Here is a 24966-nt window from a genome sequence, read left to right as displayed (position 1 = left end):
CGCTTCAGGCGGCCTGCTGCTGCTCTTCCTCGTAGCCGAACATGGATTTGGCCTCGAGGAATTCCTCGAAACCCATGCGCCCCCATTCGCGCCCGTTGCCCGACTGGCGGTAGCCACCGAATGGCGCCGCATGGTCGGCCCGTGCGCCATTGAGGTGCACCATGCCGGCGCGCAGCCGCCGTGCGATGCGCCGCGCATGGGCCAGGTCGGGCGCGCTCACATAGGCCGACAGGCCGTAGACCGTGTCGTTGGCCATGGCGATGGCCTCTTCCTCGCTGCCATAGGGCAGGATGCAGAGCACGGGCCCGAAGATCTCCTCGCGCGCAACCGCCATGGTGTTGCTCACGTGGGCAAAGACCGTGGGCTGCACGAAGTAGCCCTGGGCCAGGCCCTCGGGCCGCTCCAGGCCACCAGTGGCGAGCTGTGCGCCCTCGCGCAGGCCGGTGGCGATGCACTCGCGCACCTTGGCGTACTGCACGGCATTGGCCACCGGCCCGAGCGTGGTGGCGGCGTCGCGCGGGTCGCCCGGGCGCAGCGACTGCGCTGCCTCCACCGCGATGGCTGTGGCGGCAGCGTGCAGGTGTGCGGGCACCAAGAGGCGCGTGGGTGCGTTGCACGACTGGCCGCTGTTGCGAAAGCACTGCAGCGCCGCCTGGCGCACGGCGGACGCCAGGTCCACGCCGTCGATGAGGAGGTGGGGCGACTTGCCGCCCAGCTCCTGCGCGACGCGCTTGACCGTGTCGGCCGCCGCCTTGGCCACGGCCACGCCGGCCCTGGTGGAGCCGGTGAAGGACAGCATGTCGATGTCCGCATGCGCCGCCATGGCCGCGCCCACGCCCGGCCCGTCGCCGTTGACCAGGTTGAACACCCCCGGCGGCACGCCCGCTTCGTGCAGCACCTGGGCGAACAGCAGGGCCGACAGCGGCGCCGTCTCGCTGGGCTTGAGCACCACGGTGCAGCCCGCGGCCAGGGCCGGCCCCACCTTGCAGGCGATCTGGTTCAGGGGCCAGTTCCAGGGCGTGATCAGGCCGCACACGCCAATCGGCTCGCGCGTGATGCGCGTGCGGTTGAGCACCTCGTCGAAGGCGTAGCCGGCCAGCACCTGGGCCGCCTGCTTGAGGTGCGACAGGCCGGCCACGGCATGGGCCTGGCGCGCCAGCGTGAGCGGGGCGCCCATCTCCAGCGAGACCGCCATGGCGATGGCGTCCATGCGCGCTTCATAGGCGGCGATCACGGCCTGCAGCACGGCCAGGCGCTGCTCCCGGCTTTGCGCGGCCCACGCGGGGAAGGCCCGCCGCGCGGCGGCCACGGCCCGGTCCAGGTCGCGCGCATCGCCCAGGGCGATGCGTGCCACGGGCTGCTCGGTGAACGGGTCGATCACGTCCTGCGTGCGCGTGCCCTGGGCGGGCACCCAGGCGCCATCGATGTAGAAATTGAGGTGTTCCTGCATGGCGCGGGCTCAGGCGATGTGCTGCAGGGCCGTGCGGATGCTGTGCGCCATCTCGCCGATCTGCGCTTCGCTGATCACCAGCGGGGGTGAGAGCACCAGCGTGTCGCCCGAGTTGCGCACCAGCACGCCGGCCTCGAAGCAGGCGGTGTGCACGGCCTGGGCACGCGCGCCAGCGGCACCCGGGCGCGGCGCCAGGTCCACGGCGCCCAAGAGGCCGACGTTGCGCACGTCCACCACGTGGGGTGCATCGCGCAGTGCATGCAGCGCGGCCTCCCACACTGGGGCGATGGCCTGCACGCGCGCGGCCAGGCCCAGTTCCTCGTGCACGTCCAGCGTGGCCAGGCCGGCGGCGCAGGCCAGCGGGTGGGCCGAGTAGGTGTAGCCGTGGAACAGCTCGATCACGTTGGCCGAGCCCTGCATGAAAGCGTCATACACGGTGTTGCCGACGATCACGCCGCCCATGGGCACGGCGCCGTTGGTCATGCCCTTGGCGCAGGACATCAGGTCCGGCGTGACGCCGAAGGCCTGGGCCGCGAACGGCGCACCCACGCGCGAAAAGCCGGTGATCACCTCGTCGAAGATCAACAGGATGCCGTGCTGCGTGCACAGCTCGCGCAGGCGCTGCAGGTAGCCCACGGGCGGTGGGTACACGCCGCCCGAGCCGGTCACGGGTTCGACGATCACGGCCGCGATGGTGGCCGGGTCGTGCACCACGAACAGCTGCTCCAGCGCATTGGCGTAGTGCGCGCCCGTGGCGGGCTGGCCGTGCGAGAAGCGGGCGTCGGCATCGTAGGGCAGGGGCAGGTGGGTGGTGTCGGGCAGCAGCGGGCCGAAGTCGCGCTTGTGCCGCCCCAGGCCCGCCACCGACAGGCCACCAAAGCCCATGCCGTGGTAGCCCTTGGCGCGGCCCACCAAGAGGGTGCGGCGCGCGTCGCCGCGGGCCTGGTGGTAGGCGCGGGCGATCTTGAGGGCCGTGTCCACCGCCTCGGAGCCCGAGTTGGTGAAGAACACATGGTCCATGCCCTCGGGCGCCAGGGCTGCGATGCGCTGGGCCAGCGTGAACGCCGCCGGGTGGCTCATCTTGAACGAAGAGACGAAATCCAGGCGCCCCGCGGCCTCGCGGATCGCCTCGGTGATGCGCGGCTGGCCATGGCCGGCATTGCAGCACCACAGGCCGGCCATGGCGTCCAGCACCTGGCGGCCGTCCTCGGTGGTGTAGTGCATGCCCTGCGCTGCGGTGAACAGCATGGGCTGCTGCTGGAACTGGCGCTGGGCGGTGAAGGGGAGCCAGAAGGCGGTGTCGTTGGGGGCGCTGGAGAGGGCGGCAGAGGTCATGGGGCTTTCGGTGAGGGCTGCAATTCCCATCATTATGTTTTTTGTTTAAACAAAAATCAAATAACCACGCGGCCGCGAAAGCGATGGCTCCCGCCGTCAGGTCTTGGCCGGTGGTCTTAAGCGGCTGGCCACGTCGAGGTGGCGCAGCATCAGCAGCGCGGCCAGTTCCTGGTCGCCCGCCTGCATGCGGTCCAGCATCTCCAGGTGCTCGCGGCAGTTCACTTCCATGCGCTCGCGGCCGTACTTCCAGTCGTAGTTGGACAGGCGGCGCAGGCGGTTCTGGCGCTGGATGTCCATGTGGAAGAAGCGGTTGCCCGAGGCGGCCGCCACCCCTTCGTGGAAGGCCGCGTTCATCTCGAAGAAGGCGATGCTCGACGAGTCCTCGGTCAGCGTGCGCAGGAACTCCTCGTGCTGCTCGCGCATGTCCTGGGCCCAGGCGGGCGGCAGGGCAAAGCCGGGCTCGCGGATGGCCGCGGGCTCGATCACCATGCGGTAGCGGTAGCTTTCATGGCGCACGCCCGCATTCCAGGCGCCGGTGGCAAAGCGCCAGCCATAGCCCAGCTTGGGCTCAATGGCGCCCAGGTCGGCCAGACGCTCCAGTGCGTTGCGGATGGCGGGGCGGCCCAGGTCGTAGGCCTCCATGAGTTCCTTTTCGGACACGTACTCGCCCAGGTTGCCGTGCTGGCGGTCGTAGGCGATGCGCCGCAGCAGCTGGTCGCTGTCGTCGGGCGCCTCGCGGGCGGCCGAGGGCAGGGGCGGCAGGCGCAGCAGCTCCACCCCGCGGTGCGGCTTGCGCTCGGCAAAGCCCTGCTGCGCGAGGTGGTCGAGCGCGGCACGCACGGGGGTGCGCGAGACGCCCAGCCGCTCGGCCAGCTGGTTTTCGTTGAGCCGAGCGCCTGCCGCCAGGCCGTCTTCGTGGATGAGGCGGCTGATGCGGTCTGCCAGCTCCAGGTGCAAGGATGTAGAAGCCATGGTTTGAAATGGTTGATGTTTTTTATTTTACAAAATACAATTTAAATCATCGATCACCGATTGCTCACCTCACTCCACCCACAGCCATGGACCAGACATTCCCCTGGGGCTCCGACCAGCCCATCCCTTCCTGCCCCCTGGTCGAGATCAGTGGCGCGCCGCGCGAGCGGGGCCGCCAGTATGGCGAACAGGCCAAGGCGCGCATCCTGCGCGGCATCGAACATTACTCCACCCAGCTCGAAGCCAGCAAACTCGGCTGGCCCGAGATCGGCACGCTGGTGAAGACCTTCGAGCCCACCATTGAAGCCTTCGAGGCGGCCTACCTCGACGAGATGCGCGGCATCGCCGAAGGCGCCGGGGTCTCGTACGAGGCCATCGTCATGCTCAATGCGCGCACCGAGATCCTCAAGCTGGCCGACCGCCGCCGCAAGGGCCAGCCCGCGCAGATCGACCCCGACGGCTGCACCGGCGTGGTTGCCATGCCGCAGGCCACGGCCTCGGGTCGCGTGATCCACGCCCAGAACTGGGACTGGAAGGCCGAGTGCGCCGAGACCGCCATCGTGCTGCGCGTGCTGCGCGACGATGGCCCCGACATCCTGACCTTCACCGAGGCCGGCGGCCTGGCGCGCTCGGGCATGAATTCTGCAGGCATCTCCATCACCGCCAACTACCTGGAATCCGACCGGGACTACCGTCAGCTCGGCGTGCCGCTGGCCCTGCTGCGCCGCAAGGCGCTGGAACAGGTGCAGCTGGCCCTGGCCATGCGCATCGTGTACTGCACGCCCAAGTCGGCTTCCAACAACGTGATGGTTTCGCACGCCACGGGCGTGGCCATCGATTTCGAGTGTGCACCCGACGAAACCTTCCAGATCCACCCCGAGCGCGGCGTCATCGTGCACGCCAACCACTTCCAGAGCCCGATCGCGCTGGGCAAGGTCAAGGACATGGGCATCGTGAACACGCCCGACTCGCTGTACCGCGACCTGCGCGTGCGCGAACTGGTGGAGCCGCACATCGGTGCGCTCACGCGCGAGCACATCAAGACCGCGCTGTTCGACGACTTCCAGTCGCCCTGGTCGGTGTGCCGCCCGCCACGCCCCAACTCCAGCAGCAACCTGTCGGCCACCGTGGCCATGGTGGTGATGGAGCCGGCCCTGGGCGAGATGGAGGTCGCCATGCTGCCCGCGCTGAGCCGCAGCTTCCAGGCCTACAGCCTGGACCTGGAACGCCACCTGGCGCTGGCCTGAGCGCGCCCACCGTCCCCCGAATCGCTTGCCCCACGAAGAAAGGACCCCGAGATGACTACCGCCCCCTCGCGCTGGCTGTCCCAAGGCCTGGCCCTGCTCGCCGGCTTCTGCTCCGTTGGCCTGGCCCAGGCCCAGCCGCAGCCCGATACGCTGCGCATCCGCCTGAATGCCGACATCCGCTCCACCGACCCCGGCATCAACCGTGACAACAACACCGACGCGGTGATGATGCATGTGCTCGAAGGCCTGGTGGCCTACCGCGAGGATGCCTCCGTGGCGCCGCTGCTGGCGCAGTCGGTCAGCACCTCGGCCGACGGCAAGACCTATACCTTCAAGCTGCGCCAGGGCGTGAAGTTCCACAACGGCGCGCCGCTCACGGCCGACGATGTGCTCTTTGCCTGGAACCGCTACATGCTGCCCGCCAACAACTGGCGCTGCCTGGCCGAGTTCGACGGGCGCGGCCTGGCCAAGGTGGTGAAGGTGGAGGCGCCCGACGCGGCCACCGTGGTCTACACGCTGGACAAGCCCTCGGCCCTGTTCCTGGCCACGCTGGCGCGCGTGGACTGCGGCGGCACCGGCATCTACCACCGCAGCTCGCTGGAGGCCGACGGCAAGTGGCGCGAACCCGTGGCCACCGGGCCCTACAAGCTCGGGGAGTGGAAGCGCGGCCAGTACATCGAGCTCTTGCGCAACGACGCCTATGCTGCGCTGCCCGGCCCGCGCGACGGCAACACCGGCGCCAAGATCGCCGAGACGCCCAAGGTGCGCTTCATCGTCATTCCCGACGCCTCGGCCGCCAAGGCGGCGCTGTTCTCGGGCGGGATCGACCTGAACTACGACATCAACGACGAGGACATGGCCGAGTACAAGGGCCGCAAGGACATCCTCATGGAAACCCAGGCCACGATGAATGTGCAGGGCCTGCTGTTCCAGACGCGCGACCCGCTGCTCAAGGACGCACGCATCCGCCGCGCCATCGCGCTGGCGCTGGACATGCCCGAGCTGGTGGCCGCGGTCACCTCGGGCAATGCGCCCCCCAGCCGCTCCGTGGTGCCCACGCCCAGTGCCTTCTACAAGAAGCCGCAGGCCGCGCTGCCCGCGCGCAACCTGGCGCAGGCCAGGAAGCTGCTGGCCGAGGCCGGCTACAAGGGCGAGCCCATCAAGATCCTGGCCACCAAGCGCTACAACAGCGTCTTCAACATCGCCGTGCTGACCCAGGCCATGGTGCAGGAGGTGGGCATCAAGGCCGAGGTCGAGGTGCTCGACTGGGCCACGCTGCTGGACCGCTACAACAAGGGCAACTACCAGGCCATGGGCTTCACCTTCTCGGCGCGGCTGGACCCGGCCCTGTCGTACGAGATGGTCACGGGCCCCAAGGACAAGCAGCCGCGCAAGGTGTGGGACGACCCCCTGGCCCACGAGCTGCTGGCCAAGAGCATGGAGACCAGCGACGTGGCCCAGCGCCAGGCCCTGTTCGACAAGCTGGAGGCGCGCATGCGCGAGGACGTGCCCGCGATCTTCATGTACTCGGCCGTGAACACCAGCGCCGCCCGCTCGTACGCCAAGGGCTACAAGGGCTGGGCCCTGGGCACGCCGCGCGCCTGGGGTGTGGCGCTGCGTGCACCATGATGGGCATGGCACTGCCGAACTGACGATCCAGATACACCATGGGTTCCTCCTTTCCTGCCTACCTGGGCCGGCGCCTTTTGTGGACGCTGCCCACCCTCTTCCTCGTGAGCCTGATGGTCTTCGTGCTCATGCGCCTGGTGCCGGGCGACCCGGCGCTGCTCATCCTGGGCGACAGCGCCACGCCCGAGCAACTGGCCGACCTGCATGCGCAGTTCGGGCTCGACCGGCCCATCCCCGTGCAGTTCACGCTCTGGCTCGGCCGGGTGCTGCAGGGCGACCTGGGCCAGTCCATCACCAGCGGCGAGGCCGTGCTGCCGCTGCTGCTCGAACGCTTCCAGGTGAGTGCCGCCATCGTGCTCGTGGCCGTGGCGCTGGCCGCATTGCTGGCCGTGCCGGCGGGCCTGCTGGCTGCATGGAAGCAGAACAGCGTGCTCGACACCATGGTCGTGGCGGCCGCCACGTTCTTCCTGTCCATCCCGAGCTTCTGGCTCGGCCTCTTGCTGCTGCTCTTCGTGGGGCTCAAGCTCGGCCTGGTGCCGGTGGTGGGCTATGTGCCGTTCAGCGAGGACTGGCGCTCGGCGCTGACCTTCCTGATCCTGCCGACCATCACGCTGGCGTTGATCGAGCTGGGCATCCTCACCCGCATGGCGCGCGCCAGCGCCGTGGAGGTGCTGCGCCTGGAGTACGTGACGCATGCCCGCGCCAAGGGCCTGGCCGAGCGCCGCGTGCTGCTGCGCCACGTGCTGCCCAATGCCTTTGCGCCCACCTGGACCATGATCGGCCTGGTGCTGGGCAACCTGCTGGGCGGCATCGCCGTGCTGGAGACGGTGTTCACGCTGCCCGGCCTGGGCCGGTTGCTGGTGGATGCGATCTTTGCGCGCGACTACCCCGTGGTGCAGGGCTGCCTGCTGTTCACGGCCGCCATCTACGTGCTGGTCAACCTCGTGGTGGACCTGTGCTATCCCCTCTTCGATCCCCGGGTGTCCGCATCATGATGGTGGTGAAACGCTTGATGAAACGCCTGCGGGCGAATGCGCTGGTCGGCGGCCTGCTGGTCGGCCTGGTGGGGCTGATGGCCCTGCTGTCCATGGTCTGGACGCCCTACAACCCCATGGGCGTGGCGCTGCGCCAGCGGCTGCAGCCGCCCTCGGGCACCTACCTGCTGGGCACCGATGAATTTGGCCGCGACATCCTCTCGCGCCTGATGGCCGGGGCCGGCACCAGCCTGGTGGTGGCCGCGCTCACCGTGGCCCTGGCCCTGGTGCTGGGGGTGGTGATCGGCCTGGTGGCGGGCTACTTCCGCGGCTGGCTGGACCGGGTGCTGATGGTCTTCAACGATGCGCTGCTGGCCTTCCCCGGCATCTTGCTGGCGCTCGGGGTGATGGTCATCGTGGGCGCCAACCAGTGGGGCATCATCGTCGCGCTGGGCCTGGCCTATGCGCCCACGGCGGTGCGCGTGGTGCGCGGCTCGGTGCTCTCGCTGCGCGAGAAGGAGTACATCGAGGCCTCCACGGTCATCGGCAACTCCGGCCTGCGCACGGTGTTCGCCCACATCCTGCCCAACTGCGTGGCGCCCCTGGTGGTGCTGGCCACGTCCATGTTCGGCTGGGTCATCCTGGCCGAGAGCGCGCTGAGCTTCCTGGGCCTGGGCGTGCCGCCGCCGGCGCCCACCTGGGGCAATATGCTGGCCTCGGGCCGGCCCTACATCGAGACCGCCGCCTGGCTGGGCATTGCGCCCGGCGCCTGCATCGCGCTCACCCTGCTCGGCGTGAACCTGCTGGGCGATGCGCTGCGCGACTGGCTCGACCCGCGCATGGAGCACCACTGATGCGCCCCTCCACCTACCCCATGGCGGAAAGAAACGACATGACGACCGAGAAGAACCCGCTGCCCTTGCTGTCCGTGCGCGAACTCACGGTGCACGGCCCGCTGGCCCGCCCGCTGCTGGACGCCGTCTCCTTCGACGTGCCCGCGGGCGGCGTGGTGGCCCTGGTGGGCGAATCGGGCAGCGGCAAGACCATGGCCGGGCGCGCCGTGCTCGGCCTGCTGCCGCCCCAGGTGCGCCAGAGCGGCGGCAGCGTGCTGCTGCAGGGCCGCGACGTGGGCACGCTGTCGGCCCAGTCGCTGCGCGCCCTGCGCGGCTGCGACGTGGGCATGGTGTTCCAGGAGCCCATGGTCTCGCTCAACCCGGCCATGACCATTGCCGAGCAGCTCTTCGAGGGCCTGCGCCTGCACGAGAAGGTCAGCACGGCCCAGGCGCGCGAGCGCGCCATCGCCATGCTGCGCCGCGTGCAGATCGCCGACCCCGAGCGCTGCCTGGCCTCGTACCCGCACCAGTTCTCGGGCGGCATGCGCCAGCGCATCATGCTGGCCTCGGTCATGCTGCTCAAGCCGCGCCTGTTGATCGCCGACGAGCCCACCACCGCGCTCGACTCGCTGAGCCAGCGCGAGGTGATGGAGATCATGGCCGAGCTCACGCGCACCGAGGGCACGGCCGTGCTGCTCATCACGCACGACCTGGGCCTGGTGGCGCGCTACGCGCAGTCGGTGGTGGTGCTGGAAAAAGGCCGCCTGGTGGAGACCGGCCCCGTGCGCAGCGTGCTCACCGCGCCGCGCGAGGCCTACACCAGGAGCCTGATCGATGCCTTGCCCCAGCGCAGCGCCCAGCGCCCGGCGCGGCCCGTGCAGGCGCCGCTGATCGAGGCCCGCGAAGTGCAGGTGAGCTTTCCGGGCGCGCGCCAGGGCTGGCTGTCCCGGGCCGCGCCCAAGCTGGCGGTGCGCGGGGTGTCGCTGGCCATCCAGCCGGGCGAGGTGGTGGCGGTGGTGGGCGGCTCGGGCTCGGGCAAGACCACGCTGGGCCGCGCCATGATCGGCCTGTTGCCCGTGGCGGGCGGCGACGTGTGCTTTCGCGGCACGCCGCTGGGCAGCGCCGATGCCGCGGGCCGGCGCGAATTCCGCCTGGCCTGCCAGCTGGTGTTCCAGGACCCTTATTCCTCGCTCGACCCGCGCCAGCGTGTCTTCGACATCGTGGCCGAGCCGCTGCGCCACGGCCCGCCGCGCACGCGCGAGGCCCTGCGATCCACGGTGGATGCCATGCTGGCCGAGGTGGGGCTGGCGGGCTTTGGCGAGCGATACCCGCATGCCCTCTCGGGCGGGCAGCGCCAGCGCGTGGCGATTGCGCGCGCGCTGGTGCGCAAGCCGGCCTTCGTGGTGGCCGATGAACCGGTGTCGGCCCTGGACATGACCATCCAGAAACAGGTGCTGGACCTGCTCAAGCGCCTGCAGGCCGAGCGCGGCTTCGGCTGCCTGTTCATCTCGCACAACCTGGCCGTCGTGTCCGAGATCGCCGACCGCATCGTGGTGATGGAAAACGGCCGCATCGTCGAAGAGGGCAGCGTGGCCGATATCTTCGACCGGCCGCAGCAGGCCTATACGAAGGCGCTGCTGGAAGCGGCCACCACCAGCGATCTGCTGGCCGAGCTGGACGCTGCGTAGCCGCTGGCGCGGCGCAAAAGCGAAGGGGCGCTACCCGCGGGTGGCGCCCCTTTGTTCTTGGGGGGAGGAAAGTTCTCAGCCCTTCACGTACTCCGGCCGGTCATTGGTCTGGGGCTTGAGCAGCGTATCGGTCTTGCCCTCGGCGCGTTCCTTGCGCCACTGTTCCTTGCGCGCCGTCCATTCCTTAAGGCGCGCATGGGCCACGGTACTGTCCTTTTCCATGGCCTGGGCATCGGCCAGTTGCGCAGTCAGCTCCAGGCGGATGCCGTTGGGGTCGAAGAAATAAATGCTCTTGAAGATGTGGTGGTCGGTCACGCCCAGCACCTCGATGCCGAAGGCCTCCAGGCGCGCCTTGGTGTTCTCCAGTTCCTGCACCGTGTCCACGCGGAACGCGATGTGGTTGACCCACAGGGGCGTGTTGGGCGAAGGCTCGGCCTTCACGTCGTCGCCCAGGTCGAAGAAGGCGATGAAGGAGCCGTCCTTCAGGCGGAAGAAGAAGTGCGTGTAGGGGCAGTACTCGCCCGTGCTGGGCACGTAGTCGCTCTGGATGATGTGGTACAGCGGCAGGCCCAGGATGTCTTCGTAGAACTGGCGCGTCTCTTCCGCATCGCGTGCCTTGTAGGCGTAGTGGTGCAGCTGCTGGACGGCGGCGGGGGCGGGCAGGCTGGCGAGGTCGGGCTTCAGAACGGCATTCATGCGCTTGTCTCCTTGGGTCGGTGCGTGTCGATGGTGAAATTCTACTATTCGTAATCAATTTACGTAAAGGGAATTTTGAGGGCGTGGGTATTTGCGGTACATTGCGGCCCTCGCCAACCACCCCGAGGTGTCTTCACCCATGCGCCTGTAAGCCCGCTTTCACGCCGTTCCGCCCTTGCCTGTGCGCAGGTGCGGCTGTGTGGTGACCGTGGAGTGCTTCAGGCATGGCGACGACCAACGATTCTTCGGGCCAGCGCGCCCGTGGAGGCAGCAGGGCTGCTTCCGCTTTTCATTCCGGCGACAGCAAGGCTGCCGCTTCTTCTTCTCTTTTCCTTCAGTTCCAGGATGTCAGCTGGCGGCTGCCCGATGGCCAGCCGCTGTGGCATGCGCCCTTGAGCCTGTCGCTGGACCCTGGAGCCACGGGCATCGTGGGCGCCAATGGCGCGGGCAAGAGCGTGTTCCTGCAGTTGCTGCTGGGCCGGCTCCAGCCGGCCACGGGCCATGTGCGGTGCAGCGCGCGCCTGCGTGCCGTGGCACAGGAGGTGCAGGGCGCCCCGGGCTGCACCGTGGCCGACCTGGCGGGCCTGGCACCGGTTCTGCGTGCGTTGGAGCGCCTGGAGGCAGGCCAGGGCCTGCCCGACGACCTCCTGCTGGCCGATGGCCAGTGGGACCTGCCCGCACGCTGGCAGCGTGCCCTGCAGGCGCTGGGTTTGGGGCATGTGCCAGGCGACGGCGATGCGGCGCGCCTGAGCGGTGGCGAGCGCATGCGTGTGGCGCTGGCCGGGGCCTTTGTCTCCGACGCGGACGTGCTGGTGCTCGATGAGCCCACCAACCACCTGGACCGCAGTGCACGCCGCTGGCTGCTGGACCAGATGGCCGCGCGCCAGGGCGGCGTGGTCGTGGCCAGCCACGACCGTGAACTGCTGGGCGCAGTCGATGCCATCGTGGAGCTCTCGCCCGCCGGGCTGCGGCGCTACGGTGGAAACTGGAGCTTGTACGCCGCGCAACGGGACCAGGAGCGGGCCGCGGCGCAGGCCGCGCTGGAGCATGCGCGCACCGCGCGCGAGCGGGGCCGCAAGGCCTTGCAGCGCGAACATGACGCACAGCAACGCCGCGCTGCGCAGGGCCGCCGTGTGGGGCGCACGGCCAACCTCGCCCCCATTCTGCTGGGCCGCATGAAGAACAGTGCCGAGGCCCATGCCGGGCGTGAGCACGAACGCCAGCAGGAGGCACGCGACCAGCTCGACGCCGCCGTGCGCGAAGCCGCGCGCCATGCGCCGGCGCAGGCCGCTGTGGCGCTGGCCTTGCCGGACAGCACCGTGCCTGCGGGCAAGCAGGTGCTGGCGCTGGAGCAGGTGCGGGCCCCGTTTGCGCCGCCCGGGCTGCCTGCGCTGGACGGGGTCTGGAGCGGCCCGGTGCGCATCGCCATCACGGGGCCCAATGGCTGCGGCAAGAGCAGCCTGCTGCGCCTGGTGGCCGGTCAGCTGGCACCGGCGGCCGGCCGTGTGGTGCGCGGGGTGCGCGCGGCCTGGCTGGACCAGCACAACGCGCAGCTGCTGCCGCCGCAGGCCAGCGTGCTGCAGCGCCTGGCCCAGCTCGGCTCACCCCTGCCCGAATCCACCTTGCGCATGCGCCTGGCGCAGCTGGGCCTGGATGCGGACCGTGTGCAGCGGCCCGCGGGTGTGCTCAGCGGTGGCGAGCGCATCAAGGCTGCGCTGGCCTGCGCCCTGTGGGGCGGCGAGCCCGCGCAGATGCTGTTGCTGGACGAGCCCACCAACCACCTGGACCTGGCCTCGGTCGAGGCCCTGCAGTCGGCCTTGCAGGGCTTTGGCGGTGCGCTGCTGGTGGTCTCGCACGATCTGCATTTCCTGTCGGCCCTGGCGCCGACCCATGTCTGGGCATGGCGGGCCGATGGCTGGCGGCTGGATGCCCGCCTGGAATGAAAAAAGCCACCCGGGGCTGTGCCGCGGGTGGCTGGTGCGAACGGGCGGGCCCGTGCAGATGGATGGCTTACTGCTTGATGGCTTCGATCTGCACCACCAGGCGCACGTTCTTGGGGAAGCCGTACTGCACGCCGTAGTCCAGGCCCCACTGGGTGCGGTCGATGGTGGCTTCGAAGTCGCCGCCGCAGACTTCGCGCTTGAGCATGGGGCTCTGGTAGCAGTTGAACTGCGTGGCCTTCAGGGTCACGGGGTTGGTCTTGTCCAGCAGCGTCAGCTGGCCGGACACTTCGCTGACCTTGTCGCCATTGAAGCTGAACTTGTCGGACACGAACTTGATGGTCGGGTACTTGGCGGCGTTGAACAGGTCAGCGCTCTGCAGGTGCTTGTCGAACGGAGGCGTGCCGGAGTTGATGGAGGTGGTGTCCACGGTGATCTCCACCTTGCCGGTCTTGCCGGCGCGGTCGAACTGCACGGTGCCTTCCTTCTTGTCGAAGCGGCCGCGGTTGGTCGTGGCGCCGAAGTGGCCGATCTCGAAGGTCACGAAGGTGTGCGTCGGATCGATGGCGTACGCGGCGCTCTGGGCCTGGGCTGCGCCCGTGGACAGAACGGCGGCTGCGGCCAGGGCGAGCAGGGCGAACGAAGACTTGCGCATGTAAACAACTCCTGAAAAAGGAAGGGTCAAAGGAAAGGGAACGCGAAAGGAAAGGGGGTGATCAGAGCTTGGCCACGCCGGTCAGCGCGAGCTTGAACTTGACGGTCACGTCGTCGGCCACCATGGAGGTGTCGGCCCACTCGTTCTCGCCGATCTTGAAGGCCAGGCGCTTGATGGGTAGGGTGCCGGTGGCCGTGGTGGTGGCGCCGCTCTGGGCCAGCGTCACGGGCACGACCACGTTCTGTGCATTGCCCTTGATGGTGAGCTTGCCGGCCACCTCGAACTTGCCGCCGCCCAGCGCCTTGATGGTGGTGGACTCGAACGCGGCCTGCGGGAACTTGGGCACGTTGAACCAGGTGGGCTTGGGCAGCTCGGCGTCGGTCTCGCGCGAGCCCAGCGTGGCGCTGCCGGTGTCCACGGTGAAGCTGATCTTGCTGGTGTCGGGCTTGGCGGGGTCGAAGGCCACCTTGGCATCGAACTTCTTGAAATGGCCTTCGAGCGGCACGCCCATCTGGCGCGCGGTGAACTGCAGCTCGCTTTGTGCAGGCACCAGTTGCTGCTGTGCGAAGGCGGCCGGCGCGGCCAGCACGGCGGCGCCCAGCACGAGGCTCGAGACGAAGGAAGATGCGTTCATGAAGGCTCCTGGAAAAGGGGATGTGCGGATACGGATACGGAGGGAGTGGGGCGCGCTCAGCGCGGGCCGGGCAGCATGCGGGCGATCAGGCCGTCGCGGTCGATGAACTGGTGCTTGAGCGCGGCAGCCACATGCAGCACCACGAGGGCGGCCATGGTGCAGGCGCTGTACAGGTGCCAGGGCTTGATGGCCTCGGCCAGCTCCTTGTCCACGGGCACGAAGTCGGGCAACTGCCACAGGCCCAGGAAGACGATGGGAAAGCCCGCAGCCGAGCTGTAGGCCCAGCCGATCAGCGGCACGGCCAGGAACAGCACATACAGCAGGCCGTGCGTGGCGTGGTGCGCCAGGGTCTGCCAGCGCGGCATGGCCTGCACCATGGCGGCCGGCAGGGCCGGCGGGCGGTGTGTGGCGCGCCACAGGAGGCGCAGCACGGACAGCGCGAGGATGGTGATGCCGGCCCACTTGTGCCAGTTGTAGAGCTTCAGGCGCGCGGGCGAGAAGGGCAGGCTGGTCATGTACAGGCCGACGCAGAAGGCGCCGATCAGGGCCAGGCCCAGAACCCAGTGCATCAGCATGGCGGTGCGGGTGTAGCGGGCCGGTCGGCTGGCGGTGGGCGGTGTGGGCGAGGGCATGGTGGTCGTGGGCGGTGGGGGTATGGGCACGCCGTTCCCGCTGTGCCGTGGGCACATGGGGCTCGCCGTGAGCGCAGTGTAGAAAGCGGACAGGGCCTTCGGCTTCAGCAGGATTGATGCTTCAATTCAAAAAAACTGAATCGATAGGGCCTGTGCGCTCAAAGTTCCCCAATGTTGGAAAAAATCTGCGCAAATGGACAGGCGGTCGAAGGCTGGCGCTCAGCGGTTGAATTCCCCCTTGGAGCCACCGCAGAATGGGTTCGTGCATCGCCCCAAAGCGGCATTTTTTCCGGTTTTCCGCACCACGGTTGCAGGCGACCGCGGTGACCGGCTGACAATGCCCCGCTGCACCCGGGCCGGACTCCTTCCGTGCCATGGGAGCGTGCCGGGTTCGTGCACGCCGCACCATTCCCTTTGTGAAAGCCCCTGAACTCCATGAGCGAAACCGTCCAACGCCAGATCGACCTGAACCGCCACATCGGCAAAGCCGACCTGCCCGCCGTGCGGCGCTTCCTGGACCGGAATGCCGCCCACCTGCCCGGGCTGCTGGATGCCGGGGGCGCCCACAAGGGGGACCTGGATCCGCCGCTGGTGCAGGCGGCGGCGCTGGCGGGCACCCAGGCCCTGGAGATTGCGCAATGCCTGCTGGCGGCGGGGGCGCCGGTGGACCGCCCTGGTACCCACGGTGCCACGGCCCTCGCCAAGGCCCTGGAACAGCGCAATCTGGCACTGGCCCAGGTGCTGCTCGATGCCGGCGCTTCGCCGCATGCGGCCAGCCACACGGGCGTGCGCGTGTTCGACCGGGTGCTGGCTTGCGGCGACATGGCCTGGGTGCAGCGTTTCCTTGATGCGGGCCACACCCTCGACCACACGAGCCAGGAGGGCATCACCTGCCTGCACTGGGCGGCCCGCTCCAACGATCTGGGGCTGTACGACATGGTGCGCGAGCGCACCGGCCTGGCCCCCGACCTGCCAACCCAGAACGGCTACCGCCCGGTGGACCTGGTCACCAGCCTGGCACTGTTCCAGCACATGCGCGCGCACTGCCCCGGCATGGCCTGGGACGTGGCATTCAAGAGTGGCGACCACAGCCTGCATGTGTATGCCGACAAGGGGGCCGCCGACATCGTGCGCGCCCTGCTGGCGCATGGCGTGGACCCCGAGCTGGCCGGCCGGCGCGGCAACCGGCCCCTGCACAAGGCGGCCGGCAGCGGCAGCCTGGCCACCGTGCAGGCCTTGCTGGCCGCCAAGGCCAAGCCCAGTGCGCGCAACGTCTACAGCTTCACGCCGCTGCACTGGGCTGCGCAGACGGGCGATCTCGACATCGTGCGCTGCCTGGTGGAGCACAAGGCGAACCTGAACGCCAAGGGCAGCGAGACCGTGATCATCCAGCAGACCCACACCCCGCTGTACGTGGCGCTGGAGAACGGCCACGGCGACGTGGCGCGCTACCTGCTGGAGCAGGGCGCCGACCCCAATGTGCTGGTCGATTCCAGCCAGAGCACCGCGCTGTACGAAGCCGTGGGGAAAGACGACCTGGCCCTGTGCACTGCGTTGCTGGACCACGGGGCCTCGCCCAACGGCATCGGCAAGGACGGCCCCTTCGATTTCTTCAGCTTCCCCTTGCAGCAATGCCGCAGCGCCGCGATGGTCGACCTGCTGGTGGCGCGCGGAGCCGATGTGGCGGGACGCAACACGCAGTACCTGACGGCGCTGCATTCTGCGGTGGAGGGCCTGGGCCGGTGCGCAAGCCCCCGTGCAGACGAGGAGGACGGTGCCCAGGCCGCACGGCGGCAGGGCATGCTCGACACCATTGCCGCGCTGCTGCGCCATGGGGCGGATCCCCATGCCCAGCCGGCCCCTGGCGCGACACCGCTGGCGATGTGCAAGGATCCGCAGGCCATCGCCATGCTGGTCGAGGCCATGAAGCGCCCGGACCGGGCGCCCGCGCAGCCGCAGCCTTCTACCGCGAAGCAGCAGGCGGCGCAGGACGAGCGCCGCAGCTGGATCCATGGCCTGGCCGGCCTCTTGTCCGGGAAGGCCAAGCCCAAGCCGAAAGCCCAGGCCGCCCGGTCAGCACTGGGTGCGGCCCTGTACATGCAGTGCAAGGAGGTGGGCAAGACCCAGGCCGAACTCGATGGCATTGCACAGTTGCTGGCAAGCGCCGACAGCGCCGATGCCGAGTACATCAGCGAGGACGACTACGACAGCCAGAGAAGCACGCTGCACCGCCTGCTCGACGCCACGCGCCGCAGCCGCTATGACACTGCGGAGCGCCCGCGGGTGGCGGCCTACCAGCCGCTGGTGGCGCGGCTGCTGGAACTGGGCAGCGCCACACTCAACCACAAGGGTGGCACCTGGAGAGAAACGCCGTTGCACACCGTGCTGCGTGCGGCCCTGTACTCGGAGCCCGCGGGCAGCTCCGAAGCCCAGTCCGTGGTGGAGGCCGACTACCGCGCGCTGGTCGACATGCTGCTGCTGGGCGGCGCCATGCCCAACGCGGAGAACGATGAAGGCGCACAACCGCTGGACTTGGCCTTCGACCCCGCCATGGCCGAGCTGTTGCGCCACCATGGCGCGCGGGCGGGCCGCTATCCCCTGGCCCTTTTTCACGCCATCGAGCAGGGCGACGCTCCCGGCCTGGAACGGGTACTTGCCTGCGAGCCCTCCCTCGAAGGCCTGTCGGCGCAGGAGCAGGACGGCCTGGGCGCCAGCACCCCCTTGCTGTGGGCCGCGCTCTACAACCGGCTGGACATGCTGCGCCGCCTGGCGGGCCTGGGCGCCTCCCTGGATGCCCGCACCGAAGGCGGCCTGGGCCTGCTGCACATGGCCGCACGGCATGGCAGCGTGGAGACGCTGCAGTACCTCGTGGAGCACACGCCGCTGGACCTCAATGCGCTCGACGCCAAGGGCGTTCCCGCACTGCACTACCTGCTGGCTTCAACACCCCATTCCGCCAACTGGGTGGAGGACAAGGTGCACCGCGAGCGCATCCGCGACTGCGCCGAGCGCCTGGTCGCGCAGGGCGCGCGCATCGACGTGGTAGACCGTGAAGGAGGTACCCTGGCCGACCTGGTGCCCAAGAGCGTGCTTGCCAAGCTGGAGCGCGCGGCCAAATCCGCCAGCGCGGGGGCCGCAGGCCGCAGGCCCTGAGCGCGTCGCTGCGCCCTCCCTCCGGGACGCGGGCCGCTCAGCGTGCGAGCGCGGCCTTCTTCCAGGCCTCGGCGGCGGCGGGTTCATCGCCGCGCTGCTCGGCCAGCTCGGCCAGGTAGCGCCAGGCGCTGGCGCGCAGGCTGGCGTCGGAGAGCTGCTGGGCGGCCTGGGTCAGCAGTTGCTGGGCCTTGCCCCAGAGCTGGCGCTTGAGGCAGGCCATGCCGGCCAGGTACTGCAGGCGTGCGTCGCGCGGGTTGGCCTGCTGGGCCGCCTCGATGCGTGCCAGCCAGGGCGCGTCCACGGTGTCCAGGCCGGATTCGAGCGCGCGCACCAGCTTGAGCGCATGCTGCTCGGCCAGGGCGTCGGGCAACTCCAGCATGCGCTCCCACACCGGCAGCAGCCAGGCGCGCACCTGGCTCGCATCGCCACCCAGGGCAGCCATGCGCTGCGCGGCCTGGATGGCCAGCTCGGGCATCTTGCGCTCGGCGGCCTCCAGGTCGTCCCAGACGCGGCGCAGCTGCGCCGTGTCGTGGGCGCTCTGGATCAGTTCGGTGGCCAGGCCGCGCACGATGCTCTGTGCGGCGGCTGGCGAGAAGGCCCGGTGCTTGGCCAGCAGGCGGGCCGTGTCCAGCGCCTCCTGGGTGTGGCGGGCCAGGCGTGTAGCCTTGAGCTTGATGCGCAGCGCCAGCGTGCGCCGGGCCGCGCCCTGGGGCAGGGCGGCGAGCCATTCGAGGGTGGCCTCGGCATCGCGGTCGTCCAGGGTCCAGCGCGCGGCGCGCATCTGGGCGCCTTCGCGCAGCTCCTGCTCCAGCGCGGTACCGCGTGCGGGCGCGTCTTCGAGTGCGCGCTGCAGGTGGCTGTCGCGCGTGGCGGTGTCCTGCAGGGCGTGCGAGCCCTCGGCTGCCACCAGGTGGGCCAGGGAGCGCAGCTGGTGGCTGTGCGGCACCGTTTCGCCCGCGGCGGCCAGGGCGTTTTCCTGGGCCAGCGCGGCCACGGCAGCCTTGCGTGAGCGAATGAAGCGCCCGCCCAGCAGGTGCGTCATGGCGTCCAGCAGCGCGCTGTGCATGGCGCGTTCCTTTTGCTGCACGCGCCAGCGGCGTGCCTGGTGCGGCAGCTCCAGCAGTGCGGCCAGCGCACGCAGCGCGGCATACACGGTGACGAAGCCGCCCACGAGCACCAGCACCACCAGGTTCAGCGACAGGTCGACCCGGTACGGGGGCCAGTAGAGGGTGACGGTGCCCTGGTTGTTGCCCGCAAACAGCGCAGCCGCCACGGCCACGCCAAACAACGCCAGGAGCCAGAGTGCTGCGCGCATGCGTGCTGCCCCTTTGCCTCAGCGCCCCGCCGCGGCCGTGGCCAGGGCAGAGAGGGTTTCATCGGGGCGCGGCAGCTCGGCCGCCTTCATGCCGGCTTGGGCCTGCTGCAGCACCGTGGCCGCCGTCTGCGTGCGGCGCGAGGCCGGGTCGAAGTACTTGTTGACGGCGGTGGTGGCGGCGGCCAGGTCGGCGCGGGCCGAGTCGAACTGGCGGGCCAGCACGCCCAGGCGCGCATTGAGCAGCTTGAGCTTGAGGTTCTCGCGTAGGAAGAAGGTCTGCTCGGGCGCGAGCAGCACGGCTTCGGGCTGGTCCACACGGCTCACGCGCACCAGGCTGCGGGCCTCGTCGCGCACCACCTCCCAGCTGCGCTGCAGCGTGGCCTGCCACCAGGGCGTATCCGCACTGGGCGCGGCGCCGCTCGGGGCTGTTGCGATCAAGCGCTTGCTGGCCGCGGCCTGGGCCACGGCGTTGAGCACGGGCAGCTCGTCCACCTGGCGCACCAGGTCGTCCAGCCGGGCCAGCAGGCCGGCCGTGTCGGTCACCTGGGCGCGGTTGATGCGTTCGATGTCGCGGCCGATGGCGCGCTGCACGGGGGTCAGGCGCGGCTGGGCGGCGCGCTCGATGCGCTGCTCGGCGGTCTTGAGGGCGGCCAGCAGCGGGTCCAGGCTGCCGGTGAGCTGGGCCTGCTGCTGCGCCAGGCGCAGCGCCGATTCGATGTCTACCACCAGGGTTTCGTCGCGCGAACGCGACAGGCTCTGCATCAGCTCTTCGAGCTGGCTGCGCTGCAGCGCCACTTCGGCCACGCGGGCTTCGGTCACCGAGAGGCGGGCCGCGGTCTCGCGCACCAGCTCTTCGGCCTGGCGCGCCATGGTGCGCGCCTCGATGGCCAGGGCCCCGGAGTCGGCCGACTGGCGCGCCAGCTGTTCCTGGATCACGCTGAGCTTTTGCCACAGCAGGCCGCTGCTGGCCACGGCCGCCACCGCCAGCACGCCCGCCAGCAGGGTGGGCAGGCTGCTGCCGCGCACCACCACCGGGGGCTGGTGCGCCGTGGCGGCGGGGCTGGAAGGGGCTGCGGCGGGCAGGTCGTGGGGAGGCGCGGAACTCATGGGGCCGATTCTATCGAGGCCACCACGTCTTCCAGCGCTGGACGACACTCGCTTACATGGCCAAAGCCCATGGCCCGTGCGGTCTGCGCGATGCGCGGGTGCGTGGCCAGCGCCCGCGCCGCGGCAAAGGACTGGCCGGGCAGGGCCTCGGCCAGGTGGGCCACGGCCTCGGAGCTGCTCAGCAGCCACAGCGACCCATCCTGGGCGGCGGCCCGGGCCAGTGCACCCTGGTCGGGGGTGAAGCGGGGGGCGCCGCGCTCATAGGCCACGGCCCAGTCCACCTGGCCGCCTGCAGCGAGCACCTGGCGCGCCAGCCAGTCGCGGCCCGAGCCCTCGGACGATTCATGCACCCCGGCCGAGCGGCCGCGCACGATGAGCACGCGGTCTCCCGCCCGCACCTGGGCGCCGACCTGCTGCCAGAGCGATTCGGAGTCGAATTGCGGCGCATCGGCCGCGGGGCCGTCGATGGCGGCGGGCGGCACGCCCATCTCCACCAGGGCCCGCGCGGTGCCCGGGCCGGGGGCCCAGGCGCGGGTGCCGGCCGGCAGGGGTGGGGCCCCGGGCAGGAAATACAGGGCGGCATTGCTGCTCACGAACATCAACGCGCGGTAGCCGGGGGCCTGGGCCAGGCGCGCGTGCGCGGCGGCCACGCCCTGCCGGGCTGCGGGGTCGGAGCAGGGGCCGATGGCGATCAGCGGCAGGGCCGTGGCCGCCAGACCGCGTGCGCTGAGCTGGGCCACCCACTGGACCGCCTCGCGCTCGGGCCGCGTGACGATCACCCTGGGCGGGGTGGTGGCCATCTCAGGGGTTGGCAGAGGCGGGATCGATGCCGCGCGCGCCGCCTGCGCGCAGGCGCCGGGCGATCTCGTCGCCCAGGGCTTCGGCCTGGGCCAGGGTGGCCACGGGGGCGCTTGCCTGGGCGCGCACCAGCGGGGCGCGCGCATCCTCGGGGTCTCCCCAGGCGGCGTCAAGCTGCAGGGTACCGTCGGCACCCAGGCGGCCGTGCGCTGCCAGCGGCATGGAGCAACTGCCCCCCATGGCGCGGCTCACGGCGCGTTCGGCGGCCACGGTGAGCCAGGTGGCCTGGTGGGCCAGGGGCGCGAGTGCGGCGATCAGGTCCTGCCGGTCGCTGCGCACCTCGATGCCCAGGGCACCCTGGCCGGCGGCGGGCAGCATGGTGGCGGCGTCGAAGGCCGTGCGGATGCGTGCTTCCAGCCCCAGGCGCTTGAGGCCGGCGGCCGCGAGCACGATGCCGTCGTACTGGCCTTCATCGAGCTTGCGCAGGCGGGTATCGAGGTTGCCGCGCAGCGGTTCGATCTTCAGATCGGGCCGCAGGGCCTGCAGCAGCACCTGGCGGCGCAGGCTGGAGGTGCCGACCACGGCGCCCTGGGGCAGTTCGTCGAGAGATGCGTAGCGCGGCGAGACGAAGGCGTCGCGCGGGTCCTCGCGCTCCATCACGCAGGCCAGGGCAAAGCCCTCGGGCAGCTCCATGGGCACGTCCTTGAGCGAGTGCACGGCGATGTGGGCGCGGCCTTCTTCCAGCGCCACTTCGAGCTCCTTTACGAACAGGCCCTTGCCGCCCACCTTGGACAGGGAGCGGTCCAGGATCTGGTCGCCCTTGGTCGTCATGCCCAGCAGTTCCACCTGGTGGCCGCGGGCCTGCAGCAGGGCCTGCACATGCTCGGCCTGCCACAGGGCCAGGCGGCTTTCGCGCGTGGCGATGACGATGGGATGGGTCAGGGAGGGCGCGGCGGAGCTCAAGATTCGTAACCTGTTTGTAATCATTCAGGGGCGCTGGATGCTAGCATGCGCCCGCACTCGTGGCCGGTGCAGGGGGACGCCTGCAGTGGCCTTCCCCATTCCCGGAGACCCAACGCATGAGACGATCCGACAAGGACCAGCCCCTGATTGACGACATCCGCCTGCTCGGCCGCATTCTGGGCGACGTGATCCGGGACCAGGAGGGCGTGGCCGCCTACGAGCTCGTGGAGCAGGTGCGCAAGCTGTCCGTGGCCTTCCGCCGCGACGCCGACCAGGAGGCCGACCGCGCGCTCAAGAAGCTGCTCAAGTCCCTGTCGGGCGACCAGACGGTGAGCGTGATCCGCGCCTTCACCTACTTCAGCCACCTGGCCAATCTGGCCGAGGACCGCCACCACATTCGCCGCCGCGCCGTGCACGAGCGCGCGGGCGACACGCAGGAGGGCAGCATCGAGGTCGCCCTGTCGCGCCTGCGCTGGGCCGGCATTGCGCCCAAGACGATCTCGCAGACCCTGGCCGGCAGCTATGTGGCGCCGGTGCTCACCGCCCACCCGACCGAGGTGCAGCGCAAGAGCATTCTGGACGCCGAGCGCGACATCGCCCAGCTGCTGGCCGCGCGCGACGACATCCAGGTGCGCGCCCAGCTCTACAACACCGCCAAGGACGCGCTCACCCCGCGCGAGCTGGCCGCCAACGAGGCCCAACTGCGCGCCCGCGTGGCCCAGCTGTGGCAGACGCGCCTGTTGCGCTACAGCAAGCTCACCGTGGCCGACGAGATCGAGAACGCGCTGTCGTACTACGAGGCCACCTTCCTGCGCGAGATCCCCAAGATCTATGCCGACCTGGAGAGCGAACTGGGCCAGTACCCGGTGCACAGCTTCCTGCGCATGGGCCAGTGGATCGGTGGCGACCGCGACGGCAACCCCAACGTGACCGCGCAGACCCTGCAGTACGCCCTGGGCCGCCAGGCCGAAGTGGCCCTGCGCCACTACCTGACCGAGGTGCACTACCTGGGCGGCGAGCTGTCGCTGTCGGCGCGCCTGGTGCAGGTCTCGGCCGAGATGGAGGCCCTGGCCGCGCGCTCGCCCGACACCAACGAGCACCGCCAGGACGAGCCCTACCGCCGAGCGCTCACGGGCATCTATGCGCGCCTGGCCGCCTCGCTCAAGGAGCTGACCGGCGGCGACGCGGCACGCCATGCCGTGGCGCCGCAGAACCCCTATGCCAGCGCCGAGGAGTTCCTGGACGATCTGCGCATCATCCAGGCATCGCTCAAGTCCCACCATGGCGAGACCCTGGCCGCCGAGCGCCTGCACCCGCTGATCCGCGCGGTGCAGGTCTTCGGTTTCCACCTGGCCACGGTGGACCTGCGCCAAAGCTCCGACAAGCACGAGGAGGTGGTGGCCGAACTGCTGGCCACGGCGCGCATCGAGCCGGCCTACGCGCAGCTGCAGGAGGCGGCCAAGCGCGCGCTGTTGATCAAGCTGCTCAACGATGCGCGGCCGCTGCGCGTGGTGGGCGCCAGCTACTCGGCCCATGCCCAGGGCGAGCTGGCGATCTTCGAGGCCGCGCGCGTGATGCGCCAGCGCTATGGCCACGAGGCCATCCGCCACTACATCATCAGCCACACCGAGACGGTGAGCGACCTGCTCGAAGTGCTGCTGCTGCAAAAGGAGGTGGGCCTTCTGAACGGCACGCTCGACGCCGAGTCGAGGAACCACCTGATCGTGGTGCCGCTGTTCGAGACCATCGAAGACCTGCGCAATGCCGCGCCCATCATGCGCGAGTTCTATGCCCTGCCCGGCGTGGCGGCGCTCATGCAGCGCAGCGGCGGCGAGCAGGACATCATGCTCGGCTACTCCGACAGCAACAAGGACGGCGGCATCTTCACCAGCAACTGGGAGCTGTACCGTGCCGAGATCGCGCTGGTGGAGCTGTTCGACGAGCTGGCCACCAACCACGGCATCCAGCTGCGCATGTTCCATGGCCGCGGTGGCACCGTGGGCCGCGGCGGCGGTCCGAGCTACCAGGCCATCCTGGCCCAGCCCCCGGGCACCGTGCGCGGCCAGATCCGCCTGACGGAGCAGGGCGAGGTCATCGCCTCCAAGTACGCCAACCCGGAGATCGGCCGGCGCAACCTGGAGACCCTGGTCGCCGCCACGCTGGAGGCCACGCTGCTGCAGCCCACCAAGCCCGCGACCAAGGCCTTCCTGGAGGCAGCCGCTCAGCTTTCGCTGGCCAGCATGGCGGCCTACCGCGCGCTGGTCTACGAGACCCCGGGCTTCACCGACTACTTCTTCAATTCCACGCCGATCCGCGAGATCGCCGAGCTCAACATCGGCTCGCGCCCGGCCTCGCGCAAGGCCAGCCAGAAGATCGAAGACCTGCGCGCCATCCCCTGGGGCTTCAGCTGGGGCCAGTGCCGCCTCACGCTGCCGGGCTGGTTCGGCTTCGGCGCGGCGGTCGATGCCTTCATCAACACCGAGGGCAAGGACCCCAAGGCGCAACTGGCCCTGCTTCAGAAGATGTACCGCCAGTGGCCCTTCTTCCGCACCCTGCTGTCCAACATGGACATGGTGCTGGCCAAGAGCGACCTGGCGCTGGCCTCGCGCTACAGCGAGCTGGTGACCGATGCGCGCCTGCGCAAGAAGGTCTTCACCGCCATCGAGGCCGAATGGCAGAACACGGCCGACGCGCTCACGCGCATCACCGGCGACAAGCAGCGCCTGACGCACAACGCGGCGCTGGCGCGCTCCATCAAGCACCGCTTCCCCTACATCGACCCGCTGCACCACCTGCAGGTCGAGCTGGTGCGCCGCTGGCGCGCGGGCCAGGGCGACGAGCGCGTGCAGACCGGCATCCACATCTCCATCAACGGCATCGCCGCTGGCCTGCGCAACACGGGCTGAGTCGGTTGCGCCGCTTTGCCATCCCGCTGCCCGCCTGCT

General features: G+C 69.9%; 19 protein-coding genes and 1 pseudogene. 9 read left to right on the top strand and 11 right to left on the bottom strand.

All coding sequences use genetic code 11. The features are described 5' to 3' along the window. Positions 1 to 4: 4 nt before the first annotated feature. The 3 genes from HNP48_RS09440 to HNP48_RS09430 form a co-directional block, all read right to left on the bottom strand. On the bottom strand, positions 5 to 1450 hold the full coding sequence (locus tag HNP48_RS09440) for an aldehyde dehydrogenase family protein (protein WP_184856665.1): 1446 nt from the start codon (positions 1448 to 1450) through the stop codon (positions 5 to 7). A 9-nt stretch (positions 1451 to 1459) separates the two neighbouring features. Continuing rightward, positions 1460 to 2785 (bottom strand): aspartate aminotransferase family protein, encoded by a 1326-nt coding sequence (locus HNP48_RS09435; RefSeq protein ID WP_184856664.1) that lies wholly within the window; start codon positions 2783 to 2785, stop codon positions 1460 to 1462. Between the two features lie 96 nt (positions 2786 to 2881). Further along, positions 2882 to 3757: a GntR family transcriptional regulator gene (locus tag HNP48_RS09430; RefSeq protein WP_184856663.1), complete on the bottom strand. Its 876-nt coding sequence runs from the start codon at positions 3755 to 3757 to the stop codon at positions 2882 to 2884. An 86-nt stretch (positions 3758 to 3843) separates the two neighbouring features. Here HNP48_RS09430 and HNP48_RS09425 point away from each other — a divergent pair, with 86 nt between their 5' ends. The 5 genes from HNP48_RS09425 to HNP48_RS09405 are packed head-to-tail and all read left to right on the top strand — an operon-like array spanning position 3844 to position 10128. Further along, entirely contained in the window at positions 3844 to 5004 is a 1161-nt protein-coding gene (locus HNP48_RS09425) for a C45 family peptidase (protein ID WP_184856662.1), read from the top strand. 51 nt (positions 5005 to 5055) lie between these two features. Then, complete coding sequence (locus HNP48_RS09420) at positions 5056 to 6633, top strand: ABC transporter substrate-binding protein (protein WP_184856661.1); 1578 nt, start codon at positions 5056 to 5058, stop codon at positions 6631 to 6633. Positions 6634 to 6671: 38 nt separating this feature from the next. Further along, entirely contained in the window at positions 6672 to 7628 is a 957-nt protein-coding gene (locus HNP48_RS09415; protein WP_184856660.1) for an ABC transporter permease, read from the top strand. A gap of 17 nt (positions 7629 to 7645) precedes the next feature. Continuing rightward, positions 7646 to 8461: an ABC transporter permease gene (locus HNP48_RS09410; RefSeq protein ID WP_260420173.1), complete on the top strand. Its 816-nt coding sequence runs from the start codon at positions 7646 to 7648 to the stop codon at positions 8459 to 8461. Beyond that, the gene (locus tag HNP48_RS09405; RefSeq protein ID WP_184856658.1) at positions 8461 to 10128 is read left to right on the top strand and encodes an ABC transporter ATP-binding protein; all 1668 of its coding nucleotides are present in this window, start codon (positions 8461 to 8463) and stop codon (positions 10126 to 10128) included. Before HNP48_RS09410 ends, HNP48_RS09405 begins: the two co-directional genes overlap by 1 nt. Positions 10129 to 10203: 75 nt before the next feature. Here HNP48_RS09405 and HNP48_RS09400 read toward each other — a convergent pair whose 3' ends face one another. Further along, positions 10204 to 10824, bottom strand: a complete 621-nt coding sequence (locus HNP48_RS09400; RefSeq protein WP_184856657.1) for a VOC family protein — start codon at positions 10822 to 10824, stop codon at positions 10204 to 10206. A 224-nt stretch (positions 10825 to 11048) separates the two neighbouring features. Between HNP48_RS09400 and HNP48_RS35800 the strand changes: the two are divergent. Next, positions 11049 to 11667, top strand: a pseudogene (locus tag HNP48_RS35800) (ATP-binding cassette domain-containing protein); the annotation flags it as partial. Positions 11668 to 11696: 29 nt separating this feature from the next. Further along, entirely contained in the window at positions 11697 to 12767 is a 1071-nt protein-coding gene (locus HNP48_RS35795; RefSeq protein ID WP_409362546.1) for an ATP-binding cassette domain-containing protein, read from the top strand. Positions 12768 to 12834: 67 nt separating this feature from the next. On the opposite strand, the gene HNP48_RS09390 is transcribed toward HNP48_RS35795, so the two are convergent. The 3 genes from HNP48_RS09390 to HNP48_RS09380 all read right to left on the bottom strand — a co-directional run bounded on the left by HNP48_RS09390 (position 12835) and on the right by HNP48_RS09380 (position 14685). Beyond that, complete coding sequence (locus HNP48_RS09390) at positions 12835 to 13419, bottom strand: YceI family protein (protein ID WP_184856655.1); 585 nt, start codon at positions 13417 to 13419, stop codon at positions 12835 to 12837. Positions 13420 to 13480: 61 nt separating this feature from the next. Further along, positions 13481 to 14053, bottom strand: coding sequence for a YceI family protein (locus HNP48_RS09385; RefSeq protein ID WP_184856654.1), 573 nt, complete (start codon positions 14051 to 14053; stop codon positions 13481 to 13483). A gap of 56 nt (positions 14054 to 14109) precedes the next feature. Then, positions 14110 to 14685 carry a cytochrome b gene (locus tag HNP48_RS09380; RefSeq protein WP_184856653.1) on the bottom strand — a complete coding sequence of 192 codons (576 nt, stop codon included), beginning with the start codon at positions 14683 to 14685 and terminating at the stop codon, positions 14110 to 14112. Between the two features lie 435 nt (positions 14686 to 15120). On the opposite strand from HNP48_RS09380, the gene HNP48_RS09375 reads away from it, so the two are divergent. Beyond that, complete coding sequence (locus tag HNP48_RS09375; RefSeq protein WP_184856652.1) at positions 15121 to 17838, top strand: ankyrin repeat domain-containing protein; 2718 nt, start codon at positions 15121 to 15123, stop codon at positions 17836 to 17838. Positions 17839 to 17875: 37 nt separating this feature from the next. Here HNP48_RS09375 and HNP48_RS09370 read toward each other — a convergent pair whose 3' ends face one another. The 4 genes from HNP48_RS09370 to hemC are packed head-to-tail and all read right to left on the bottom strand — an operon-like array spanning position 17876 to position 22021. Then, the gene (locus tag HNP48_RS09370) at positions 17876 to 19153 is read right to left on the bottom strand and encodes a heme biosynthesis protein HemY (protein ID WP_184856651.1); all 1278 of its coding nucleotides are present in this window, start codon (positions 19151 to 19153) and stop codon (positions 17876 to 17878) included. An 18-nt stretch (positions 19154 to 19171) separates the two neighbouring features. After that, complete coding sequence (locus tag HNP48_RS09365; RefSeq protein ID WP_184856650.1) at positions 19172 to 20260, bottom strand: uroporphyrinogen-III C-methyltransferase; 1089 nt, start codon at positions 20258 to 20260, stop codon at positions 19172 to 19174. Next, positions 20257 to 21060 (bottom strand): uroporphyrinogen-III synthase, encoded by an 804-nt coding sequence (locus tag HNP48_RS09360; RefSeq protein WP_184856649.1) that lies wholly within the window; start codon positions 21058 to 21060, stop codon positions 20257 to 20259. The genes HNP48_RS09365 and HNP48_RS09360 overlap by 4 nt, the downstream gene beginning before the upstream one ends. Position 21061: 1 nt before the next feature. After that, positions 21062 to 22021, bottom strand: coding sequence for a hydroxymethylbilane synthase (gene hemC, locus HNP48_RS09355; protein WP_260420172.1), 960 nt, complete (start codon positions 22019 to 22021; stop codon positions 21062 to 21064). Between the two features lie 116 nt (positions 22022 to 22137). Between hemC and ppc the strand changes: the two genes are divergently transcribed. Next, positions 22138 to 24927, top strand: a complete 2790-nt coding sequence (ppc, locus tag HNP48_RS09350) for a phosphoenolpyruvate carboxylase (protein ID WP_184856647.1) — start codon at positions 22138 to 22140, stop codon at positions 24925 to 24927. The last annotated feature ends 39 nt before the right edge of the window (positions 24928 to 24966 follow it).

The sequence above is a fragment of the Acidovorax soli genome (assembly GCF_014207955.1).
Classification (GTDB): domain Bacteria; phylum Pseudomonadota; class Gammaproteobacteria; order Burkholderiales; family Burkholderiaceae_C; genus Acidovorax; species Acidovorax soli_A.
Note: the sequence above shows the minus strand (reverse complement) of the source record. Positions and strands in the feature narration are given on the sequence as shown.